Annotated in this window: 17 protein-coding genes and 1 tRNA gene; all 18 read left to right on the top strand. The window is 57.2% G+C overall.

Translation table 11 applies throughout. The annotated features are described in order from the left end of the window. Nucleotides 1-73: 73 nt before the first annotated feature. The 18 genes from CSQ91_RS19775 (at nucleotide 74) to CSQ91_RS19690 (ending at nucleotide 22,776) form a co-directional block, all read left to right on the top strand. A complete protein-coding gene (locus CSQ91_RS19775; protein WP_099389379.1) occupies nucleotides 74-1,546 on the top strand; it encodes an MBOAT family O-acyltransferase in 1,473 nt (490 codons plus the stop codon). Between the two features lie 35 nt (nucleotides 1,547-1,581). Continuing rightward, nucleotides 1,582-2,586 carry a hypothetical protein gene (locus tag CSQ91_RS19770; RefSeq protein WP_143451064.1) on the top strand — a complete coding sequence of 335 codons (1,005 nt, stop codon included), beginning with the start codon at nucleotides 1,582-1,584 and terminating at the stop codon, nucleotides 2,584-2,586. 88 nt (nucleotides 2,587-2,674) lie between these two features. After that, nucleotides 2,675-2,749 (top strand) — tRNA-Arg (locus CSQ91_RS19765). 172 nt (nucleotides 2,750-2,921) lie between these two features. After that, a complete protein-coding gene (locus tag CSQ91_RS19760) occupies nucleotides 2,922-4,814 on the top strand; it encodes an ATP-binding cassette domain-containing protein (protein WP_034782110.1) in 1,893 nt (630 codons plus the stop codon). 149 nt (nucleotides 4,815-4,963) lie between these two features. Beyond that, entirely contained in the window at nucleotides 4,964-5,653 is a 690-nt protein-coding gene (locus CSQ91_RS19755) for a CAAX prenyl protease-related protein (RefSeq protein WP_257217415.1), read from the top strand. A 40-nt stretch (nucleotides 5,654-5,693) separates the two neighbouring features. Continuing rightward, nucleotides 5,694-6,965, top strand: a complete 1,272-nt coding sequence (epsL, locus tag CSQ91_RS19750; protein ID WP_143451063.1) for an XrtB/PEP-CTERM-associated polysaccharide biosynthesis outer membrane protein EpsL — start codon at nucleotides 5,694-5,696, stop codon at nucleotides 6,963-6,965. 8 nt (nucleotides 6,966-6,973) lie between these two features. Beyond that, on the top strand, nucleotides 6,974-8,356 hold the full coding sequence (locus CSQ91_RS19745; protein ID WP_099389614.1) for an undecaprenyl-phosphate glucose phosphotransferase: 1,383 nt from the start codon (nucleotides 6,974-6,976) through the stop codon (nucleotides 8,354-8,356). 627 nt (nucleotides 8,357-8,983) lie between these two features. Beyond that, nucleotides 8,984-9,988, top strand: coding sequence for an EpsD family peptidyl-prolyl cis-trans isomerase (locus CSQ91_RS19740; protein ID WP_306508845.1), 1,005 nt, complete (start codon nucleotides 8,984-8,986; stop codon nucleotides 9,986-9,988). Nucleotides 9,989-10,045: 57 nt separating this feature from the next. Beyond that, nucleotides 10,046-10,834, top strand: coding sequence for a polysaccharide export protein EpsE (gene epsE, locus CSQ91_RS19735; RefSeq protein WP_099389374.1), 789 nt, complete (start codon nucleotides 10,046-10,048; stop codon nucleotides 10,832-10,834). 64 nt (nucleotides 10,835-10,898) lie between these two features. Continuing rightward, on the top strand, nucleotides 10,899-12,308 hold the full coding sequence (gene epsF / locus CSQ91_RS19730; protein WP_099389373.1) for a chain length determinant protein EpsF: 1,410 nt from the start codon (nucleotides 10,899-10,901) through the stop codon (nucleotides 12,306-12,308). Between the two features lie 14 nt (nucleotides 12,309-12,322). Further along, nucleotides 12,323-13,195, top strand: a complete 873-nt coding sequence (epsG, locus tag CSQ91_RS19725; protein ID WP_099389372.1) for a chain length determinant protein tyrosine kinase EpsG — start codon at nucleotides 12,323-12,325, stop codon at nucleotides 13,193-13,195. 17 nt (nucleotides 13,196-13,212) lie between these two features. Then, entirely contained in the window at nucleotides 13,213-14,091 is an 879-nt protein-coding gene (gene xrtB, locus CSQ91_RS19720) for an exosortase B (RefSeq protein WP_099389371.1), read from the top strand. Further along, nucleotides 14,088-14,771: an exosortase-associated protein EpsI, B-type gene (gene epsI, locus CSQ91_RS19715; RefSeq protein ID WP_180278470.1), complete on the top strand. Its 684-nt coding sequence runs from the start codon at nucleotides 14,088-14,090 to the stop codon at nucleotides 14,769-14,771. The genes xrtB and epsI overlap by 4 nt, the downstream gene beginning before the upstream one ends. Nucleotides 14,772-14,833: 62 nt before the next feature. Beyond that, nucleotides 14,834-16,432: a hypothetical protein gene (locus CSQ91_RS19710; RefSeq protein ID WP_143451062.1), complete on the top strand. Its 1,599-nt coding sequence runs from the start codon at nucleotides 14,834-14,836 to the stop codon at nucleotides 16,430-16,432. A gap of 2 nt (nucleotides 16,433-16,434) precedes the next feature. Then, nucleotides 16,435-17,703, top strand: coding sequence for a lipopolysaccharide biosynthesis protein (locus CSQ91_RS19705; RefSeq protein WP_099389368.1), 1,269 nt, complete (start codon nucleotides 16,435-16,437; stop codon nucleotides 17,701-17,703). Then, nucleotides 17,700-18,443, top strand: a complete 744-nt coding sequence (locus tag CSQ91_RS19700; RefSeq protein WP_099389367.1) for a glycosyltransferase family 32 protein — start codon at nucleotides 17,700-17,702, stop codon at nucleotides 18,441-18,443. The genes CSQ91_RS19705 and CSQ91_RS19700 overlap by 4 nt, the downstream gene beginning before the upstream one ends. Before the next feature lie 541 nt (nucleotides 18,444-18,984). After that, on the top strand, nucleotides 18,985-21,243 hold the full coding sequence (locus CSQ91_RS19695; protein WP_257217414.1) for a DUF4962 domain-containing protein: 2,259 nt from the start codon (nucleotides 18,985-18,987) through the stop codon (nucleotides 21,241-21,243). A gap of 312 nt (nucleotides 21,244-21,555) precedes the next feature. Continuing rightward, on the top strand, nucleotides 21,556-22,776 hold the full coding sequence (locus tag CSQ91_RS19690; RefSeq protein ID WP_099389366.1) for a glycosyltransferase: 1,221 nt from the start codon (nucleotides 21,556-21,558) through the stop codon (nucleotides 22,774-22,776). Nucleotides 22,777-22,785: the final 9 nt, after the last annotated feature.

Below are 22,785 nucleotides of genomic sequence, written 5' to 3'. Positions count from 1 at the left end.
TGAGCCCAGTCACAAGTAGACCAGGCCACCCATATTCCTCTGTACACCAATATATTACCTGTAGGAAGACGCGGTGCTATTTAACTCATTTGCTTTCTTTTTGATCTTTTTGCCCTTGGCCCTGCTGGGATATTTTGCTCTGTCAAAGTATTCTTTACGCGTATCGATTATTTTTTTGCTGCTGGCCTCCCTCGCATTTTATTGCTATTGGGATATTCGTTTCCTGCCGTTGCTAGCCCTGTCCATCTGTGTCAACTTTGCGGTCGGACGTCGTATTTCACAGCGTTATGAGCAGGGACTCCGTCGGCCTGCGAAGGCGTGGCTTGTCTGCGGCCTCGTTTTCAATCTTTCCTTGCTGATCTTTTTTAAATATTTTGATTTTCTTATAGAAAATATCGCGGCCCTGACCGGGGCGCCGTTGACGCCGATCGGTATCGTGTTGCCGATCGGTATATCGTTCTTCACGTTTACGCAGATTGCGTATCTGGTGGATTGCCATACCGGTAAAGTGAAAGAGTATCAACCGGAAAGTTATGGCCTGTTTGTCACGTATTTTCCTCACCTGATTGCTGGCCCCATTTTGCATCATAAAGATATGATGCCGCAATTTTCACAGCCGGAATCGCACGTGCTGCGGCATGGACGCATCGTCATCGGATTGGCGTTTTTCACCATCGGCCTGTTCAAGAAAGTGATACTGGCTGACGGCGTGGCCCGTTATGTCGCCCCCGTGTTCGATGCGCACCACCAGAATCTGAGCATGCTGGAAGCCTGGGCCGGAGCCCTGGCGTATACCTTCCAGCTATATTTCGACTTTTCCGCCTATTCCGATATGGCATACGGCCTGTCCTATATGTTTGGCATCGTACTGCCCATCAATTTCAACTCGCCGTACAAAGCGGCTTCCATCATCGATTTCTGGCGTCGCTGGCACATCACGCTATCCACTTTCCTGCGCGATTATCTGTACATTCCCTTGGGGGGGAATCGCCAAGGCGCCTTCCAGCGCTACCGCAATCTGTTCCTGACCATGCTGTTGGGTGGCTTGTGGCATGGCGCCAACTGGACTTTTCTCGTATGGGGCATGCTGCACGGTATTTACCTGATTATTAATCATGCGCTACGCCATGCTCTTGGTGGACGCAGCAATCTGCCAATACGCGTTGCCGGCAGCATCGCCACTTTCCTGGCAGTCGTTTTGGCATGGGTCTTTTTCCGTGCCAGTTCGGTGGAGGTGGCGCTGGATGTGCTGAAAGCCATGAGCGGCAGCACCCTGACGCCAGCGATGCAGGAGGCGATGCTGGGAATTGACAGGATTATGGCGCTGCAGAGCTGCCTTTGGTGGTTGCTGGCTTGCGCGGCCATTGCCTTCTTCATGCCCAATGCGTATGACCTGCTGGGCCGCGGCATTTTGCGTAGACAGGAAGAGCGCCTGTCCGGACGAAACGGCAATATTGCCCTGGGTGCGCTGTTGATACTCTGTCTGCTTTTGCTGGCGATTAGCGAAACGCGTGGCATTTCTGAATTTCTTTATTTTAATTTCTAAACCATATGCGTCCTTTATTTGCCATAGGCCTGGGCATGCTGGCAACGGTGCTGGTGCTCGAGGCCGTCCTGCAATGCTTGCCTGTCTCGTCCGGCTTGCGGCTGGAAAATAGCGACCCGCAAATTCCATTTCGCCGCTATCTGGCGCACCAGCCCTATGTGTACTCGTATGGTTGGGCGTTGAGTAATGCACGCAGCGGCGTAATCAATGCCCAAGGGGCATCGAATTCACGCGACTTCAAGGATGGCGCCGCCGTACTGGTGCTTGGTGACAGTTTTGTCGAGAGCCTGATGCTCGACTATCCCGATACCATGCAGGGACAGCTGGAGCATGCGCTTGGCGGCGGGGTGTATGCGGCCGGCAGTTCCGGCAATGGCCTCGCCGATACGCTGGCCATGGCGCGCTATTATGTGCCGCGCGTGCATCCGCGCACGGTGGTGCTATTTGTCGATGGCAGCAATCTTGCTTCCCTGCTGGAGGCGGCAAAACGTGGCCACAATCAGATCGAATCCGGCCCAGATGGCTTGCGCATGGTGCATACACCGTATAAGGAACCCAAGATCAAGCGGGTGGTGTCTTATTCGGCATTGGCGCGGTATTGTTATTACAATCTCAAGTTGCCCGATTGGCTGTCAGCGACGCTGCGCCGCAAGAATCCGCCATCGGCGGCTCCGTTGCCGGTCCGGGATACAGCGGCGCGGGCATTGGTGCTCGACTACTATCTGACACAGCTGCGTGCCATCGAAGGTAGCTCCACGGTACAGTTTTTATTTCTCGTCGATGGTGAGCGGGGTCTGCTGTACGACGGGCGCAAGGGCAAGCCGTCCTGGCAGGACGGCGATCGGGCATTTTTCCTTGGCCGTTTGAAACAGCATGGCTATGCCGCAATCGACATGCAACCTGTGTTCGCGCGGCATTGGGAGGCACAACGCGAGCGGATGGACTTCGCTCCCATGGATGCGCACTGGAACAAGGTGTCCCATGCGCTGGCGGCCCAGCAAATCTTGTCCCGACTGAAACAGACGGCCCCGGCGCCGTAGCGTGCGCGCAATGGGCGGCGCGTTGCTGAGCCGCCCGCTTGCCACGCTGTCAATGGCGGGCGCTTGCCTGTATAATGCCGCTGCGCGTGTCGCCATCGTACAATGGATAGTACAAGGTCCTCCTAAGACTTAAATGCAGGTTCGATTCCTGCTGGCGACACCACGTTTCCACGCAACGCGCGTCGGCAGCCTGTGATCATCCAGGCGGTAGTTACTGGTCGATGGCGATTGAAGTCCAAGTTATCGGTACAATGCGTGCTTCATTCATCCAATCGGCGGCTGTTTTGCACACCACGCGGTGTGCGCGAGGCGGCGCCCGAGCACTCTTACTCATTATGGCTGTCATTTCTCTTTCATCGGCGCAACTTGCGTTCGGTCACGTCGCGCTGCTCGATCACGCGGAATTTTCACTGGAAACCTCGGAGCGGGTCGGCTTGATTGGCCGCAACGGCACGGGTAAATCGTCGCTGTTGAAGGTTATTTCGGGCAAGTTCAAGCTCGATGACGGCTTGTTGGTCATGCAGCAAGGCATCAAGATCGCCTATGTGGAGCAGGAACCGCAATTCGACCCGGACATGTCCGTGTTCGACGCCGTCGCTTCCGGCATGGGCGAATCGCAGGCGTGGCTGAAGGAATACGATGCGCTGACGGGCCAGTTTGGCCAGGGCAATGACGACGAACTGATGGAACGCATGCACGACATCCAGGTCAAACTCGATGCGGCCGATGCGTGGAGCTTGCCGAACAAGGTGGAAACCGTACTCGACCGTTTGAACCTGACGGGCGACATGCTGATGAAAACCCTGTCCGGCGGGATGCAAAAGCGCGTGGCGCTGGCGCGCGCGCTGGTCTCGGCACCCGACGTGCTGCTGCTCGATGAGCCGACCAACCATCTGGACTTCAGCTCCATCCTGTGGCTGGAAGGCTTGTTGCGCGACTTCAAGGGTAGCGTGCTGTTCATTACCCATGACCGCTCCTTCCTCGACAATGTCGCCACGCGCATCATCGAGCTCGACCGCGGCCGTTTGCTGTCGTACCCGGGCAACTTCACGGCTTACCAGACCCGCAAGGCGGAGCAGCTGGAAATCGAGGAAGTGGAAAATGCCAAGTTCGACAAGTTCCTGGCGCAGGAAGAAGTGTGGATACGCAAGGGCGTCAAGGCCCGCCGCGTGCGCGACGAAGGCCGCGTGCGCCGCCTGGAAGCACTGCGTCTGACGCGCAATGCGCGCCGCGAACAGCAGGGACAGGTCAAGCTGGATGTATCGGCCGGCGAACGCTCGGGCAAGATCGTGGCGGACCTGGAAAACGTCTCGAAGATCTATGGCGACAAGGTCATCGTCAAGGATTTCAGCGCCACCATCCTGCGCGGCGACAAGGTCGGCCTGATCGGCGCCAACGGCGCCGGCAAGACCACCTTGCTGAAGATGATCTTGGGCCAGGAAGAGTCGGACACGGGCACCATCCGCCTGGGCACCAAGCTGCAAGTGGCGTATTTCGACCAGATGCGCACGCAGCTGAACGAAGAGGCAAACCTGATGGAAACCATCGCGCCAGGCAGCGACTGGGTCGAGATCAATGGCCAGCGCCGTCACGTGATGACCTACCTGAACGATTTCCTGTTCGCGCCGGAGCGGGCCCGTTCGCCCGTCAAGTCGCTGTCCGGTGGCGAGCGCAACCGTTTGCTGCTGGCGCGCCTGTTCGCCAAGCCGGCCAACGTGCTGGTGCTCGATGAGCCGACCAATGACTTGGATATCGATACCCTGGAATTGCTGGAAGAGTTGCTGGAAGAATACACGGGCACCGTTTTCCTTGTCAGCCATGACCGCACCTTCCTCGACAACGTCGTCACGCAAGTGATCGTTGCCGAAGGCGAGGGCAAGTGGCGCGAATTCGTCGGCGGCTACACGGACTGGGAGCGCGTGCGCACCTTGCCGATCGCCACGGCGCCCGCCAGCAAGCCGGCCGTGAAGGTCGAGGCCGCCGCGCCGGCCGCCAAGCAGAAAAAGCTCAGCTACAAGGAACAGCGCGAGCTGGAAGAGTTGCCGAAACTGATCGCCAAGCTGGAAGACGAGCAATCGGTGCTGGCCGCCGAGCTGTCGCACCCGGACTTCTACAAAAAGACGCCGGCCGAAGGCAAGCGCCTGAATGCGCGCGTGGCCGAGATCGAAGGCGAACTGCTGGAAGCGCTGGAAAAGTGGGAGCAGATCGAGGCGCGCGCCAACGGTTGATTGTTTTCCACCTCTCCTGTTGTAATTAAGTTAGGATTATTTGCCACGGCAACGGTTCAGCTTGATATAATTATATAATTATATTTTTTACATCGGGGGATGTATGTTTGTTATCAAAAACACGCGCGCCGGACCACGGCGTCCGGCGCGTGGTTCCACCTCCGATGCGCATCAGCATGTTTGACCGCGCCGCCTTGCCCCGGGTAGCGCCATTCCTGGCCTACCTCTCCTTTATCTTTATCGCCGACATGCTGGGCCGGGCAGGCTTTGCCGCGCAGGACCTGCGCTGGCTGTACGCCGTCAAGATCGGCGTCGTGCTGGGCATGTTGTTGTATTGGCGCCGCAGTTATACGGAACTGCGGTGGATGCCGCTGGGCGCGCGTGCCCTGGCGGTGGCGCTGGCCACCGGGCTTGTTGTTTTTCTGTTGTGGATTAACCTGGACGCAGGCTGGATGATGATCGGCAGCGCCGATGGCTTCGATCCGCGCAATGACGGGCAGATCGAGTGGAGCCTGGTGGTGCTGCGCATCGCCGGCGCCGCCCTGGTGGTGCCCGTGATGGAGGAGCTGTTCTGGCGTTCCTTCCTGCTGCGCTGGATCGATGCCCCTGACTTCCTGAAATTCCAGCCACGCCTGGCCAGCGCCAAGGCGTTTGTCATCAGCGTCGTGTTGTTTGGCTTTGAACATAATTTGTGGCTGGCGGGCATTGTTGCTGGTGCCGCCTATACTCTGCTTTATATGCGCAGTCAGTCACTGTGGTCGCCCATCCTGGCGCACGGCGTCACCAACGGCGTGCTGGGACTCTGGATTATTTCCGGCGGCCACTGGACTTACTGGTAATATTGCTAACCAACTGTTTGCTCTTTCAAAGACAATGCCCATGTTGACTTCATCGTATCATTGCCCTGCCCGTATCGGGCAACCAGGATTGCAGCGCAACCGTTTGGCTTCGGCTCTGGCGCGCATATTGCCAGCTACGCTATTGGCGGCCGGTGGTGCAGCATGCAGTTTGCCAGCCAGCGCTGCCATCAGCGATACGATCTCGCCTTTTATTGCGACATCATATTCTTATGATAATAATTTATTTCGGCGCGATGATAACGTGCCTGGCTTCGATGGCCAGCGCTCGGACACTTCGCGCCAAGTACAGGCAGGGCTGTTGATCAAACGCCCCATTGGCCGTCAAGTATTGACTGGCCAATTAAAGTGGTCGCGCGTTTATTTTGACCATTTTGATCAGCTCGACTACACAGGGAAAGATTACCTGGCCGACCTGGAGTGGCATATCGCCAATCATCTCGAGGGCCATGTGGGCGGTAGCTATTCGCAGACACTGACACCGTTCAGCGATTTGCAGAGCTCGGATCGCAACCTGCGCACGATTCGTCGGGAGTATGCGAATGGCGGTTGGCGTTTTCATCCAAGCTGGCGAGTGCGTGGCGGTGTTTCTCGCGATAAATATACTTATGATTCCATTGCACAAAGAATTTCCGACCGGCAGGAAGACGCAGTGGAACTTGGCCTCGACTATTTGCCGGCCAGCGAAAGCCGGATCGGGATACAGTTGCGCCACCTGAAAGGGGAATATCCGAATCGCGCCAACCTGGTCGGATTCGGTGTTGATCAGGGCTACGAGCAGGACGAGGTCAAGGCCAACATATATTGGCGTGTGAGCGGTATCACGCAGGTGCAATTGCTTGGTGGCTGGGTGAAGCGCAAGAACCAGATATTCTCTGGACGCGACGCCAGCGGCGCCAACGGGCGCGTCACGGTATATTGGGCCCCGCTGGGCAAGGTGCGTTTTACGGGCAGCGTGTGGCATGAGTTTGCCGCCGTGGAAAATTCTCTGATTAGCAGCAGCCTGAACAATGGTGCCAGCCTGGCCGCCGCCTGGGATATTTCGGCCAAGGTCCGCATGGACGCACAATTGCGTCGCGAGAAGCGAGATTTTGCCGCCGCGAGCGGCCTGGTGTTGCCTATCGATGTCAAAGACACCACGAAAACGGCCAGCATAGGCCTTACATATGCGCCGCGGCCGAATATCCAGTTGGGCATCAGCGCATTCCGTGATGAGCGCAAAGGCGCACCGATTGTGAATACCAGCACCTATCACGCCAATGGCATTTCCTTCAATGCCAGTGCCCAGTTTTGAAGAGCATCATGACGGTTAATGATATACCCCTGATTTCGTTTTTCCAGCGCATCCTCGACCCATTGATCATCATGGGTATGCTGTACCTGCTGTCAGTCCTGTCGGGCTCGCCTTTCACCGGTTATTCGCTGGTGTTGATGATCCTGGCGTTCTTTATTTCATCATCCGTGTTCCAGTATGTCGACCCGTATCGTACGTGGCGCAGCGGCCGCATGCTCGCTTACGCCCGCGATGTCTTTGTCAGTTGGACCATTACCGCCCTGATTCTGATCTTTCTCGGCTCGGCGACGGGGCTGGCGTTCCATTTCGACCGCGAGCTGGTACTGGCCTGGTTTCTGCTGACGCCATTCATCTTGTTGCTCAGTCATCTTGCCGCACGGCGCATGGTGGCCGATCCCGGCCGCGACAGCGAAGTGCGCTCGGTCGTCATCATTGGCGCCAATGACGCCAGCCTGAAGTTCGCCGCGACCGTGGAGCGCAATCCGAACCTGTTCATGAGCGTGCGGGGTTTTTTTGACGACCGTACCGATGACCGCTGGCCGGAGAAGATGCGTGAACCCATGCTGGGCAAGATGGCTGATATTGCCGCCTATGTGCGCGAACACAATATCAAGATGATATTCATCAGCCAGCCGATTTCAGCCCAGCCGCGCATCCGCAAGATGCTCGATGAACTGCAGGACACGACGGCCTCCGTGTATTTCTTGCCCGATATCTATATCTTCGACCTGATGCAGGCGCGCTTCGATAATGTGGGCGGCATGCCGGTGATCGCCATCCGTGAGTCGCCGTTCACGGGCTTTAACAGCATGGTCAAGCGGGGCAGCGATATCGTTCTGGGCTTGCTGATCCAGATCATGCTGTTGCCAGTGATGCTGGTCATCGCCATCGCTGTGAAGATGACCTCGAAAGGACCCGTGATTTTTCGCCAGCGCCGCTACGGCTTGTATGGCGAGGAAATCATTGTGTATAAATTCCGCTCGATGACGGTCAGCGAGGATGGCGACAAGGTGGTGCAGGCTACGAAGAACGACCAGCGCGTCACGCGCATCGGCGGTTTTTTACGCCGCAGTTCGCTTGACGAATTGCCACAATTTATCAATGTGTTGCAGGGCCGCATGAGCATAGTCGGGCCGCGTCCCCATGCGGTGGCGCATAACGAGCAGTACCGTAAATTGATCAAGGGCTACATGTTGCGCCACAAGGTCAAGCCCGGCATCACGGGATGGGCGCAGGTCAACGGTTTGCGCGGCGAAACGGAAACCCTGGACAAGATGGAAGCGCGCATCCATTTCGACCTCGACTATTTGCGCAACTGGTCCCTGTGGCTCGATTTATGGATCATCATGCGGACTGTCAAGGTGGTATTGAAGCGAGATAACGCACATTGATGTGTGGCAAAGTGTACGGCAATGTTGAATTTGTTTTGCGCTCAATCAATACGCGATAAAATGGACGCAGACGAATGATGCCAATTGCCCCGCGCTGTCGCCAGGTGCGCTTCTTGTACAGGATGCCGCCGGCCCATGCCATGGCTTGCGGAGAATCGCGATAGCGAAGATATGCGACAGTCACCATTGTCATGCAGCACGTCGGTCTTGGCTTGCCTTCACTCAGTGTCGTGCGGCGTGACATCAGTTTGCATTTTGCGTCGGCCCCATCTTTGCCGACATACGCCGCTGCGGCGTTCAGATTCGCTGCCTGCGACTCAGCACAGGACAGCCTACGGAAATTATCGCTTCAAAATATTCTTCTAGGAAATTTTTTCAGTTAAGCATAATTTTTCGAACATGCGACACGAGAAACAGTTGTATTAAAGCCTTCTTAATAGATTTTTAAGCAAAATATTTCCCTTAGCGGCTTGCATCTTGTGTATCATATTTACAATATTGATAATTATTTGCCATGGCCTGCTAATTAATGGCCTTACATGTCTTTTATGTAACGTTTTTGCAAATAAATATTGCGTTCTGCACTACAATGACTAAATTTTCAATAATGAAATCGAAGGAGCCATCTTGAACCATTTTCACAACTCTCGTTTGACCATGCGTACACCAGCCGTCAATGCCCGATTGTTGTGCGCCGCGCTGGTCGTGTTGGCGGCGGCCGGGTTGTCCGCCTGCGGCGGCAAGGAAAAGAAGGCAGGCCAGGCTCTGGCCAGCGTCAACGGCGAGGAAATCACGGTATTGCAGTTGAATGAAGAGCTGCAACGTGCGAACGTGCCTGCGGCGCAGCAGGAAACCGCCACCAAGCAGTTGCTCGAATCGTTGATCGACCGCCAGTTGCTGCAGAACGAAGCCGTCAAGGATAAGGTTGACCGCGATCCCAAGGTCGTGCAGGCCGTCGAGCGGGCCAAGGCCCTGATTGTGGCCCAGGCTTACATGCAAAAACGCATCGGCAATATTGCCAAGCCCACGGCGGCCGAGGTGGAAGATTACTTTAAAAAGAATCCACTGTATTTTAGCCAGCGCAAGCAATTCGACATGCGCGAGCTGATCATTGCTACATCCGACATGAATGATGAGCTGAAGAAGGCCATGGATAGCGCGAAGTCGCTGGAGGACGTGGCGGCATGGCTGGATGCGAACAAGGTCAAATATGGCCGCACACAGCTGTCGCGTAGCAGCACCGACCTGGCTCCGGAACTGAGCACCAAGCTGTCGGGGATGCCGAAAGGCCAGCTGTTCATCATCCGCGAAGGTGATCGTACCTTGCTGATTTCGCTGGTTGATATCAAGGACAGCCCGATCACCCTGGCGCAAGTGACACCGCAGATCGAGCAGTTCCTGTTCAATAAAAAGAACAAGGATGCGGCAGACGCCGAGATCAAGCGCCTGCGTGCCAGTGCGAAGATCGAGTATCTGAACAAGACGGAGACCCCGGCTGCGGCATCTGCTCCTGCCGTCTCTGCTCCGGTGCCTGCGCCAGTGGCAGCGCCGGCAGTGCCCGTTGCAGCGCCTGCGGCGCCCGCTGCCGATGCCAGCGAGGTCAATGCGCGTGGCGTGGCAGGCTTGAAATAAGGCGTCGGCAGGTATTTTGGCGGTTCAACGGATGTTATTAAAAGGATAGAGCAAATCATGAAACGACTCGCAATGTGGATGGCCGCCGTGCTGATGGCCTGCAGTATGGGTGTGGCGGGCGCGGCGGAGGTATTGCTGGGCGCTGGCGATGTGCTGAAAATTTCCGTGTATGGCAGTCCCGACCTGGGCCTGGAAACGCGCGTGAGCGAAGCGGGCAGCATTACTTTCCCGTTGGTCGGGACGGTGCAAGTGGGTGGCTTGTCCGTTGCCGGCGCAGAGAAAAAGCTGGGCCAGGCACTGGAGAGCGGCGGCTTCCTGCGCAAGGCGCAAGTCAATATCATCGTGACGGCCTTGCAGAGCCAGCAAGTATCCGTGCTGGGGCAGGTGAATCGTCCCGGCCGCTATCCGATCGAGGGCAAGCGCAGCCTGCTCGACATCCTGGCCATGGCCGGTGGCCAGAGTCCTGATGGCGGCGACGTGGTGAGCCTGATTCGCAAGCGCAATGGCACCACCACCAAGGAAACCATCGACATCGTCGACATGATGCGCAGCGCCGATCTGGCGCGTGACTTCGACCTGACGGGCAACGATGTCCTGTACGTCGAGCGGGCGCCGCGTTTTTACATCTATGGTGAAGTGCAGCGTCCTGGTGCGTTCCGCCTGGAGCGTTCGATGACGGTCTTGCAGGCTTTGTCCGTCGGTGGAGGATTGACGCAGCGCGGTACCGAGCGTGGCGTGCGTATCAAACGTCGCGATGCGGCCGGCGTGATGCAGATACTCGACGCCAAGCATGACGATATCATTCAAGTCGATGACATCGTGTATGTCAAAGAAAGCCTGTTTTAAGCTACATCGTTCCGACACGCGGTCCAATCTGGCGCGCGCTGTTTTATTAATATGAGAGTTGACCATGAATTTTCACCAGTTTTTACTCGTCTTGTTTGCGCGCAAACGAATCTTGCTATTCACTTTGCTCATCACGGTCGGGGCGACGGTGGTGGTCAGCCTGGTGCTGCCCAAGACCTACAAGGGAACAGCGTCGCTGTTAATAAACTACAAAGGGGTTGACCCCGTCACCGGCCTGGCATTGCCGATGCAACTGTTGCCGGGGTATATGGCGACGCAAATCGATATTATCAGCAGCAAGAATGTGGCGCTGAAAGTAGTAGATCACTTGCGGTTGGCCGAAAGCCCGGCTGTCATCGCGCAGTTTAATGAGGCTACGGAAGGCAAGGGAACTGTGCGCGACTGGCTGGCGGATCTCTTGCTGGCCAAGCTGGAGATCGTTCCGTCGCGCGAAAGCAGTGTCGTCGATATCAGTTTCCAGGGTAACGATCCGCAGTTTGTTGCCGCCATTGCGAATGCCTTTGCCGATGAATACCAGAAAACCAGTATCCAGTTGAAAGTCGATCCCCTGAAAAAGGTGGCCGTGTATTTCAATGAGCAAACCAAGCTGTTGCGTGACAATCTCGAAGTGGCGCAAAGCCGCCTGTCGAAGTATCAGCAGGAGCATGGTATCGTCAGCGTCGATAACCGCCTTGACGTCGAATCGAATCGCTTGAATGACCTGTCGGCGCAGCTTGTGGCCGCACAAGGCCAGGCGATGGAAGCCTCGTCGCGCCAGCGCATGGCCGAGGGCAATGCCGGCTTCGAGTCGCCGGACGTGGCGTCGAATCCGTTGGTGCAGAATCTGAAGTTGAGCCTGGCAACGGCTGAATCCAAGCTGGCCGAGATGGCGCAGCGCCTGGGACGCAATCATCCGCAATACGAAAGCCTGAACGCGGAAGTCGAGCGCATGCGCCGCGAACTGGCGGACGGCACGCGCGTAACGTCCAGTTCGGTCAGCAAGAATGCCGGCATCCTGCAGCAGCGCGAAGGCGCCGTGCGGGCGGCACTGGCGGCGCAAAAGGATAAAGTCCTGGAATTGAACCGCACCCGTGACGAAATGGGCGTCATGCAAAAGGATGTCGAGAGCGCACAGCGCGCCTTCGATATCGCCTCGCAACGCTTCTCGCAAACCCGTATCGAGGGTCAGTCGGAGCAATCGGATATCTCCCTGCTCAATCCTGCCGTGGCGCCGATCAAGCCGGCCGGTCCGAAAGTATTGTTGAATACCTTGCTGGCACTGTTTTTGGGGAGCTTGCTGGGCGTGGGCTTTTCCTTGCTGGCTGAAATGCTGGACCGTCGCGTACGTTCCGAAGCCGATTTGAGCGATTTGTTGCAGTTGCCGGTGCTCGGCTCGATCGACTGGAGCGCACCGACCCGCCCCCGCCTGAACCGCTTCAAATCGTTGTTGCCTCGCAGCTTGCGTCTTAATTAAGTATTGGAAATAATATGAATCCAGCATTGCAACCGCTCGTCTCCGCCGTGCCACGGACGGCCGATTCCAGCATCGGTAGCCTTTTGCTTGCTTCTGGCAAGATCACGCCGGAGAGCGCCGAGCGCGTCCTGCGCATGCAGAAAGAACTGGGCATCCGTTTTGGCGAGGCGGCGCAGCGCCTGGGACTGGTGACCGAGGCCGATATTCAGCAAGTTCTGGCACGGCAGTTCGACTATCCCTATCTGCAGCAGGGCGAGGGCAAGTATTCGGACAAGCTGATCGCCGCTTATCAACCGTTCAGTCCGCAAGTGGAAACCCTGCGTGCCATCCGTAGCCAGTTAATGTTGCGCTGGATGGCTCTGGGCCGTAAATCGCTGGTCGTGGTCGGTGTCAACGACGGCGACGGGGCGAGCCTGTTTGCCGCCAACCTGGCCGTGGTGTTTTCCCAGCTGGGCGAACAGACTCTGCTGGTTGACGCCAATCTGCGCAATCCCAGCCAGCATGAAGTGTTCGGTCTTGATGCGCGCCAGGGCTTGTCGGATATCCTGGCTGGCCGTGCCGAGCGCGATGTGATCACGCGCATCGAATCGTTCGTTGACTTGTCCGTGCTGGGGGCCGGTACCTTGCCGCCAAACCCGCAGGAACTGCTGAGCCGTCCCGCGTTTTCCGCCTTGCGCACGGAACTCGAGTCTTCCTATGACGTCGTGCTGTACGATTCGGCGGCATTTTCGCTGGGATCCGATGCCCTGGCGCTGGCGGCACGCACGGGCGGTGTCCTGCTGGTGGCGCGCAAGAACCACACGCCGGTCGCCGACATCAATGCCATGACGGAACAGATGCTGCACAGCGGCGCGCAAGTGGTCGGCTCGGTCCTGGTAGATTTCTGATGAATACGAGCACTCGGATGAGCTTGGCACCAGCCCTGCAACGGCGCGATCAGCTGCTGGAATGGCTGCCCATCGTCATCGGCTTCGCAGTGCTGTATGTCCCCTCGTTTTATACCCTGTTTACTGGTGTCTGGGCCACTGAAGAGCAGGCGCATGGTCCCATTATCCTCGCGCTGTCCATCTGGCTGCTGTGGCGCCAGCGCGAACAGATACTGGCCGTTGCGCAATACAACCGGGCACCGCTGTCGGGTTGGCTGATGTTGACCGTCGGCTTGCTGCTGTATATCGCTGGCCGTTCGCAGCAGATACTCGCTTTCGAGATCGGTTCTTTCGTGCTGATCGTGGCAGCGATTCTGGTGCTGAAATTGGGCATGCGCTCACTGCTCGTCGCCTGGTTTCCGTTCTTTTTTATGCTCTTCATGATACCGCTGCCCAGTGCGGTGGTCAGTGCGCTGACCCTGCCCATGAAAATGGCCGTATCGTATGTCTGCGAGCATATCTTGTACTGGCTTGGCTACCCGATCGCGCGTACCGGCGTCATTCTTCAAATTGGCCAATACCAGCTGCTGGTGGCCGACGCCTGCGCCGGTTTGCAAACCTTGCTGACCCTGGAGGCGCTGGGCCTGTTTTATCTGAACCTGGTGCGCCATACTTCCGCCATCCGTAACATCGGTCTGGCGATCCTGATCATTCCCATTTCATTCACCGCCAATGTGATGCGTGTCGTGGCACTGACCTTGATTACGTATTACTTCGGTGATGCGGCCGGGCAGGGCTTCCTGCATGGCTTCGCCGGGATGGTGCTGTTTGTCAGCGCCCTGATACTGATCCTCAGCCTGGATTCCCTTCTGCAATGGCTGGCACGCGTGTGGCATGCCCGAAAGGCGGCATCATGAAAAAAAGCACCATCACCAGCCTGACCATCGGCGCCCTGATGCTGGCCGGCGCCCTGTGCACCAAGGCGGTTACGCCAACGGTGCGTCTGGCCGACACGCGTCCGCAAATCGTCCTCAGTACGGTGATTCCTACCAAGTTTGGCGATTGGCAAGAAGATGCGAGCCAGGTCGCTGCCGTCGTCAATCCCACCACCGTGGCGGAACTCAACAAGATCTATGCCGAAACCCTGTCGCGCACCTATGTGAACGGGCAGGGCGAACGCATCATGCTCTCGATCGCCTACGGAACCGATCAGCGCGACAATCTGTCCGTGCATTTCCCGGAAGGCTGTTATGGCGGGCAGGGCTTCGCCGTGGGGCAGACCAATCAGGTTTCCTTGCCGACGATGGCCGGCACTATCCCCGTCTCTCGCACGGTTGCAACCTTGAATAATCGCATCGAACCGATTACCTATTGGGTTGTCGTGGGCGACAAGGCGGTGCCGAATTCCTGGGAAGTCAAGAAGGTCAAGCTGGCCTACGCGGTGCGCGGCTTGATCCCCGATGCCACCTTGATGCGTGTCTCGAATATCAATAGCGATACGGAACAAGGCTATCGATTGCAGCAGGCCTTTGTCGATCAGTTATTGCAGGCGATGCCGGCCGATTTGCGCGGCCACTTTGCCGGCACTTCGCACTAAGCGCTACGCTGTCGGCGTTTCACCTTATTGAGCCCGGCGTCCGCGCCGCGCATGGAATACATATGAGTTTTTTGTCCCAGAAACTGCGATGGAATGGCGGATCTTCGCGCGCTGCACGCAGCAAGCCCGGCAATGCAAGGACGGGTATCACTGGATTGACTGCCGCCATGCTGGTGCTTGGCGGCCTTGCGACGGCGCTACTGCTTGGCATGGTAATTGCGCTAGGAGCTATCCAGCTGACAGCCATGCTGGCTGGTTTGCTGATTTTCATACCGATCCTGCTTTTTATCGACACCAAGAAGTTAATGCCGATCATGTTCGTCGTCGTGTTTTTGATTGCGGGGTCGATTCAATTTTTTTTCAATATCCGCATGGCGACATGGATGGCCAGCGGCCTGTGCGCGCTTTTTTTTGCCAGGGTCATTCTTGAGGTGAGCCTGTCGAACCGCTTGCGCAAGGAGAGCATCGCCGAGAACGCGCGCGGCGCCACCTATGTCCTCGCCGCAGCCTGGATCTATCTGGCATTTTATGCTTTCAGTATCTTTCTTGGCCACGCCAAGACGGCTCAGCTGATTTCCGTATTGCGTTTCTGCCTGCCCATTTTTGGCGTGCTGTTCGCCATGTACTGGTTCGAGTGGTCGGACAAGCGCCTGCTGACGTTGTGGTGGATGATCGTCTGGATCGTCCTGGCGCAACTTCCGCTGGTCATCTACCAGCACTTCTTCATGATGTCCAGTTTGGGCTGGGACGGCGTCGTGGGTTCCTTCGGCACGAGCATGAGTCCGGTGCTGGTGCTATTTACGGTCGCCGGCATGTTGTACATGCTGGCCCGCTGGGTGCGCGGGATTACCCCCGTCTGGCAGGTGGTATGCGTATTTGTGATAGGTCTGGCGATTATCCTGCTGGGAGAAGTCAAGGCAGTATTCCTGTGGCTGCCATTCGGCGTCTTCTGGGTATTGCGCCGCCGGGTGATGAAGAACCTGATGGCGTTTATTGTTTTCGTGGCATTGATGTCCGTGATCAGCTCGGGCATCTTCATGACCTATCACGCTTTATATTGGGGCGCGGTGACCAAGACTGAAACCACCGAGGATAAGCTCAATACGCTTGGCGGTTATGTGGTCAACCCGAATAATATTAACTATGTCACCGGTGAAATCAGCCGCGGCGCCACGCTTGCGCTGTGGTATTACGATCCCATGCCCACCATTCAGGAGCGGCTGATCGGCTATGGACCGAGTGCGAGCCTGACCAGCCAATCGGTAGGACGCGGCGTCGTGGCTGCCCGCTACCGCTTGCTGCAGATAGGCTCCACGGGCCTGGCGACGCTGCTGTGGGACGTGGGCATACTGGGGACGCTTGCCTATCTATCCATCTTTATTCTTGGCACGTTACTGGGTATCCGCTATGTCGCACGCAGCGGCGCCAGCGCCGAGCGCTTGGCGATTGCCGATACCAGCACCATCATGCTGATGCTCTTCCTGAGTACGCTGGTATACAACCGCACGCTGATCGACGAGCCGCCCATGCAATTGCTGTGTTTTTTCTGCCTTGGTTGCATCGTGCAGTTCGTGCGTTATGGTCAACCGGCGGCCAGCCTGCCGACGGCCGGGGCTGCGGTGCCGGAGCATGACAAGACCTTGCGCGGGATGCCAGCGTAGTCATGAGCAAGGTAAGCAAGTCCTTTGGCAACCTGGTAAAAAATAGTTCGATGATGTTCCTGCTGAATGTGGCGGGGGCAGGAGTGAGCGTCATCACTATTCCCGTCATGCTGGCGATCGCCGGCGTGCAGGCGTATGGCCATCTGGTGCTGGTGCAGTCGATCGCCCTGACCGTTTTTACCGTATGCGGATTCCAGTACTGGCAGGGCATGCTGGTGGCAATGCCAGGCCATCAAATAGACGGCAGTGCCTTGCGTGCCGCGGTGTTCAAAAGCCTGCGTTTCGAATTGCTGGCGCTGCTGGCCGTGCTGCTGGTCGCTGGCGGCCTGGCGATGTCAACGCTGTCGCAGGTGGCCCAGTTTTCCTGGTGCGACCTGCTGCTGCTATCGCTGGCGGCCGTCTTTCCCGTCATCGGCACCCACAGCGCGTACTTCCGACTGGTCAACCGCTACAACGTGCTGATGTTTGCAGGCTTCCTGACCAATTTGATCAAACTGGCCCTCCTGTTCGGCGTCTCACGTTACCAGCCGGACCTGTCGAGCATGATCCTGGCCTACACGATTCCGGAAGTCATTCGCTGCCTGCTGCTTTTCCTGCTCATCTTTGGCAGCCGCAGCGGCATTGCCGGTGCGCTGCCGTACGCCGCCTTGCGCCAGGAGCGTCTGATGGAAGCGGGAAAGTGGAGCACGCTGCAAGCGATCTGCGACTTGCCGGTGGTGCAACTGGACCGCGTCATTATCGGTTTTTCCTTGCCCGGTGAAAATCTGGGCGTCTTCAGCATCCTGAAGCGCATCTATTCGCTCGTCAATCTCGCCACGGCACCGTTTTATACCACCTCGATTCCCGAGTTTGCCGCGCGCGCCAACGCCGGCGACCTGGCTGGTGCCTTCAGTCTGTGGCACAAGACGATGAAGATGCTGTTTTGCGTGACGGCTGTGGCAGGTGTGGCGTGCTATGTCAGCAAAGTTCTCTGGATGCCGAGACTGTTTCCCGTGCTGCAGGGATACTTGCCCGAGTTCATTGTCGTCCTGTTGACGGCCGTGATTGCTGGTACGTTTGTGACCACGCACGCGTTCTATTGGGGACTGGGAAAGCTGCGGCAGTCCACCATCATTTCAGTGGGGACAAACTTGCTATATCTGCTACTATTATGGTTGCTCACTGTGCAATTTGGCCTGTTTGGTGCTGTTTTTTCCTTCTTGATTCACGTCGTCTTTGTCGCTCTGGTGAAGATTGTTTTGCTCCAAAAAATTGCTGTGAGAAGCCTATGATTCCTAAAGTTATTCATTATTGCTGGTTTGGCCGGGGTGAAATGAGCGTGCTGCATCGCCGCTGCATCGAATCATGGAGAAAATACTGCCCCGAATATGAGTTGAAGTTATGGAATGAAGATAATTCCGATATCGACAATGCATATTGTCGCGAGGCGATCATTCAGAAAAAATGGGCTTTTGTTGCCGATTGGGTGCGTTTCGATGTGCTGGCCAGGGAAGGCGGCATCTATATCGATACGGACCTCGAACTGATCAGTTCACTCGATGCGCTGCTGGACATGCCTGGCTGCCTGATGGCGCGCGAAACCAAGTGCGAGGAAGGTATCGGCTTTGGTACCGGCTTCCTGGCCTGTGAAGCCAACAACCCCGTGATGATACTGGCGCGCGATCTGGTGCTGCGTGAGCTGGTGCCGCGCCGTGTGTTTGCCACCTCGCCCGTTATCTTGAAAAGAGCGGTGGACATGCACGGTGGTCAGCATGCTACGCTGCTCGATCCGGTGACTTTTTATCCCTTTAATCCGCATGACCGCAGTTATCCGAATAATGCCATGCAATTGATGTATAGCGACATTACACCGGAAACATTGGGTATTCATCATTATGGGTTGAAAGCATCGTGGATGAGCAGCAGATTAAAGCGGATTATCTTTAAAATCATCAAACGCCTGGCGTTGCAACGGCGCTGGGATATTTCGTTTGCACCATTTGGTGATTTGAATGGAATGCCGACAAAGTAATAATTTTCGTCTCATTCGCAGGCTTGTCCGTTTCGCGGGAAGGCATCGCCTGGCTGGCCATTGCCGCTGTTTTTCTGCGCGGCCAGGATGGTGCCGCCGCGGTATCGCGGGAAGCCAGGCCTGGCGGGCCTGGCAGGGAAGGCTGGCTGGTTTGACGATGCCGGAATTGTAGATGCTGGAATATATGAGAAAATAATTAATAGTATTTATCTTGAGTTACTATTTGTTATTTTCTAATATTTATTGTCCAGTATTTTAAGAAATGTAATGTTCTTTTATTTTGTTTTCTTTGTTGCAATTGAGTCATCTGGAAAATAATTTTTTTGCGTGGTTTTCTTATTTCTTGAGTTATTTGTTGGCCTGAAACAACGTGGTTTGTGGGTTGAAAGTGTATAGTGGACGGATTAATGGCGCAGGCGAGAAATCATATTCAGGTGTTAATGAAAATGATGCAAGGCCGACTAATTGGTGGCCTGGTGTAGCGTCCACTTCTCCGTTGAAATTTCCGCCTGTGTCGAATCGTCTTTTGAGGGAGCCAACAATGATGTTCAATAAGCCGCTTCTTTCCGTCAGCCTGGCGCTGGCGACAAGTGTGTTTGCGGCACCCAGCCGCGCAGACTGGGCTGAGGCAGCGGATCTGTACGTGGTGCGGCCAGCGCCAGTGGACCGCCAGTCACAGGCGCAGAATCCACCGGCCTTTGCTTGGGCGCGTTACCCTGGTGCAGTCAAGCCCGCCTACTATATGCTGGAAGTAAGCAAGAGTGGCACCGTGATCGCCAACTACACATCCACACGTAATTTCTACCTGCCATCGAAGGCGTTAGCGATCGGCCAGTATTCCTGGCGCGTGCGTCCGAATACCAAGGTCGACTGGTCGACGCCACGCAGCTTTACCATCGACAGTTCTGCGCAACTATTCGAAGTGCCAGAAAACGATGCCATCAAGGCCCGCCTGCTCGCCCATACGCGACCACGCCAGCAAGCGCCCGACTTCCTGCCGCAGGCCTCCTGGTCGAGCGCCATGCAGGCCGCGCGGGGCCCGGCGGTTGCCCGGCTGAGTGTGCAGGTGAGCAATCAGATGACAGGGCAACTGGCCAGCCTGACCGCGCCGGCCGATGCACAGTGGCCTCTGACCTCGACCACGCCAACGGCGGCGCGTACCGCCTATATCGCGCAAATTACGCGTTCGATCGGCAATACGACCAACCAGGCATTGGGCGCAGCCCTGTTGTACCGGATCACGGGAGAGTCCAAGTATCTGCAGGAAGCGTTGACGCGCGGCGATCAGCTGGCGGCGCTCGATCCTAACGGCATGACCAGTTATGTCAATCACGACATTGCCACGCGCAGCATCATGCTGGCACTGGCCAAGGTGTCGGATTTGATTGCACCACAGCTGAACAAGGATGCGGCGCGCAAGGCGCGCTGGATGGCGGCGATCAGCGCCAGGGTTGCCCCGATGTATGCCGATCTTATCCGCGACAACTACCGTCTCGACGATGAACCGTACGATTCGCACGGCACGGTGGCGATGGGCTACCTGGCCGTCATCTCTGCCTTGACGATGGGCGATATCCCTGCGGCCACGACCTGGTTCGATTTTGCGTTCCGTTCCTACGTCAATTCGATCTATGTCTGGAGCGGCCCGGAAGGCGGTTATTCGAATGGCACCTCCTATGCGATGTTCAGCACCGATTATGCATTGCAGTTGTGGCAGCCACTGATCGAGTCGACGGGGGTAAATATCTTCGACAAGCCCTGGGCCAAAGGGTTCTCGCGTTACCTGATGCATTTCCTGCCGCCGGGCGCCCCTGGTCAGGTTTTTGGCGACCAGAGTGAGGGCGATATTTACAACTTTGTGTTGAAGGGTTTTTCCGCACGCATCAAGTCGCCGAATGCCGCGTGGTATGTCAAGAATATCGTCGGCGAGGAAGCGGACCTGACCTTGCTGCAGGCGCCATTTCCTCTCCCTGTCGATACCGTCAAGGAAGCGCCGGTTCCGCCACCGAACGCGGCTTTATACCCGAGCATCGGCTGGGTTGCCATGCATAGCAATCTGGCGGACAGGGCGCGTACTTCCGTGTATTTCAAGTCCAGTCCCTACGGTTCCTATAACCATAGCCATGGTGATCAGAACTCGCTCGTCATCGACAGCGGCGGACGCCGTCTGCTGATCGAGTCCGGTTATGAGGACTATTACTATTCGCCGCTGGTGCTGTCATGGTATCGCCAGACCAAGTCGCACAATGCGATTACCTTCAATGGCGGTATCGGTCAGATCATCGACAAGAATACGCAAAACCTCGCCCTGAATGGCAAGATCACGGCGTTTTCAACCACGCCGACACTCGATTATGCGGCTGGCGATGCCACGTTGTCGTATGGCGGTGCGCTCAGCTCGGCCGTGCGCAAGGTCTGGTATTTGCGCGGGCAGGATGCGGTCGTCGTTGTCGACAGGCTGGCGGCGCCGGGCCCGCTGTCGTTCGAATGGAATCTGCATGCGGGTGGGCCGATTCTCAAGGAAAGCGCCACGGCGGTGAAGATCACCAAGGTGGACCGCACCTTGTGCGTCAGTTCGCTCGGGAAGGAAGGCAATGCTTACCAGCTGCGCTCAGGCCCGCCGCCAAAACCGGGCACGACGGAAGACCATGGTGCGTTCGTCAGCACGGTGGCGGCCAAAAACGCGGAATTCATCGTACTGCTCGATGTCGGATGCAAGCGTCCCAAAGTCACGCTCACCACGAATGCGACGGGCCAGTCGTTGATGGTGGGTACGCAGACGATCACCATCCCCAACTGAGCGAGGTAGGGGACCGCGGCGGGCATTGCCATGCGATGCCCGCCCGGATCAGCCTGCGGCTACCCGCAGGCTTTTTTTATGCGGACAGCAAAAACGGCCCCGTCTTTGCCGCGGCTTCAGGGGCGCCCGCCATGTGCCGGACCGCTCTCGCGAACGGAAAGCACTCATGGCATTGTCTGACGCGGGCGCCGCCCGCGCGGCGACGCCAATTGGCTTCTGTCATCCATGAATTGTGATATATAATGCAATTTTTTGTGGCTGGCTTTGTGTTCCCGCCGCTTCTGTCTTCACTTTTCCCTCTCCTCGTCGACCATGTCCTTACATATCTTGCAGTTCGTGCCCGAGGCCCTGCCCACGTTCCGCGCCGATGTCAGCGTTTTGTTTGGCAAGTACTTGCCGCAGCATCAGGTGCTGTGCGATGTTGTCGGCAAGGCTTCTGCCGAGTCGCCCGAGCTGCAGGGCTTTCGATCTGTGCGCCGGCCGGCCTACCACCGCAGCCGCGCGCGCCGCGAACTGGCCTATTTTTTTGTGAGTTTGCGTGCATTGCTGCAAGTCCGGCGCAGCGGGTGCGATGCCATCCAGGTACGCGACATGGTGCCCCTGGGTCTGCTGGCCATGCTGATCGCACGTTGCAAGGGCATTCCGTTTTATTACTGGGTCTCGTACCTGATGAGCGAAGGGCGCATCGAGCGGGCGCAGGAGCAATTGCGGCAAGGCGCGGGCCTGCGCAGCCGGCTGGTATTGTGGAAGGGCCAGCTGGAGCAGGCTCTTCTCTACAAGGTGGTTTTGCCACGCGCGCAACATGTTTTCGTGCAAAGCGACGCCATGCTGGCCTTGCTGCAGGCGAAAGGCATCGCGGCGCAGCGCATGACGGCCGTGCCGATGGGGGTCGACATGGCGCTGCTGGGGAAGTCGCAGCCTCAGCCGCGCCGGCCGGAAGGCTGGGAGGCGGTACCGCTGATCGCTTATCTGGGCACCCTGGACAAGGCGCGGCAGCTGGAGCGGGTGATTGACGCGCTGGCGATCGTGCGCATGACCTCGCCGTCCACCTGTTTATTGTTGATTGGCAACTCGCCCACGCCACACGATGAAGTCCAGCTGCTCGCGTATGTGCGCCAGGCGGGCTTGGAACAGGCGGTCCGCATCACGGGCTGGCTGCCTTCGGCGCAGGCGTGGCAGTTGCTGGTTGCCGCTGATGCGGCGGTCTCTTATATTCCGCGCGGGCCCTTGTACGATGTCAGTTCACCGACCAAGCTGCTTGAATATCTGGCACTGGGCATGCCTGCGGTGGGCAATGACATTCCCGACCAGGCGCACGTGCTGGAAGCGAGCGGGGCCGGCTGGCTGACCACCAGCGATCCGCTTGCCATGGCGCAGGCATTGAACGAAATCCTGGCCGACCCCGTCGCCGCCCGCCAGCGCGCAGCCGGCGGTCCGGCTTACATCGAGGCGCACCGCAGTTACCGCGAACTTGCCGCGATGCTGGCGTGCCGCTATCAGGCCTTGCTGCCGCTCGCGTCCAGGGGCCGCTAGCTAGCAGAC

The sequence above is a fragment of the Janthinobacterium sp. BJB301 genome, assembly GCF_002735685.1.
Taxonomy (GTDB): Bacteria; Pseudomonadota; Gammaproteobacteria; order Burkholderiales; family Burkholderiaceae_D; genus Janthinobacterium; species Janthinobacterium lividum.
This window is presented reverse-complemented; position numbering and strand designations above follow the sequence as displayed.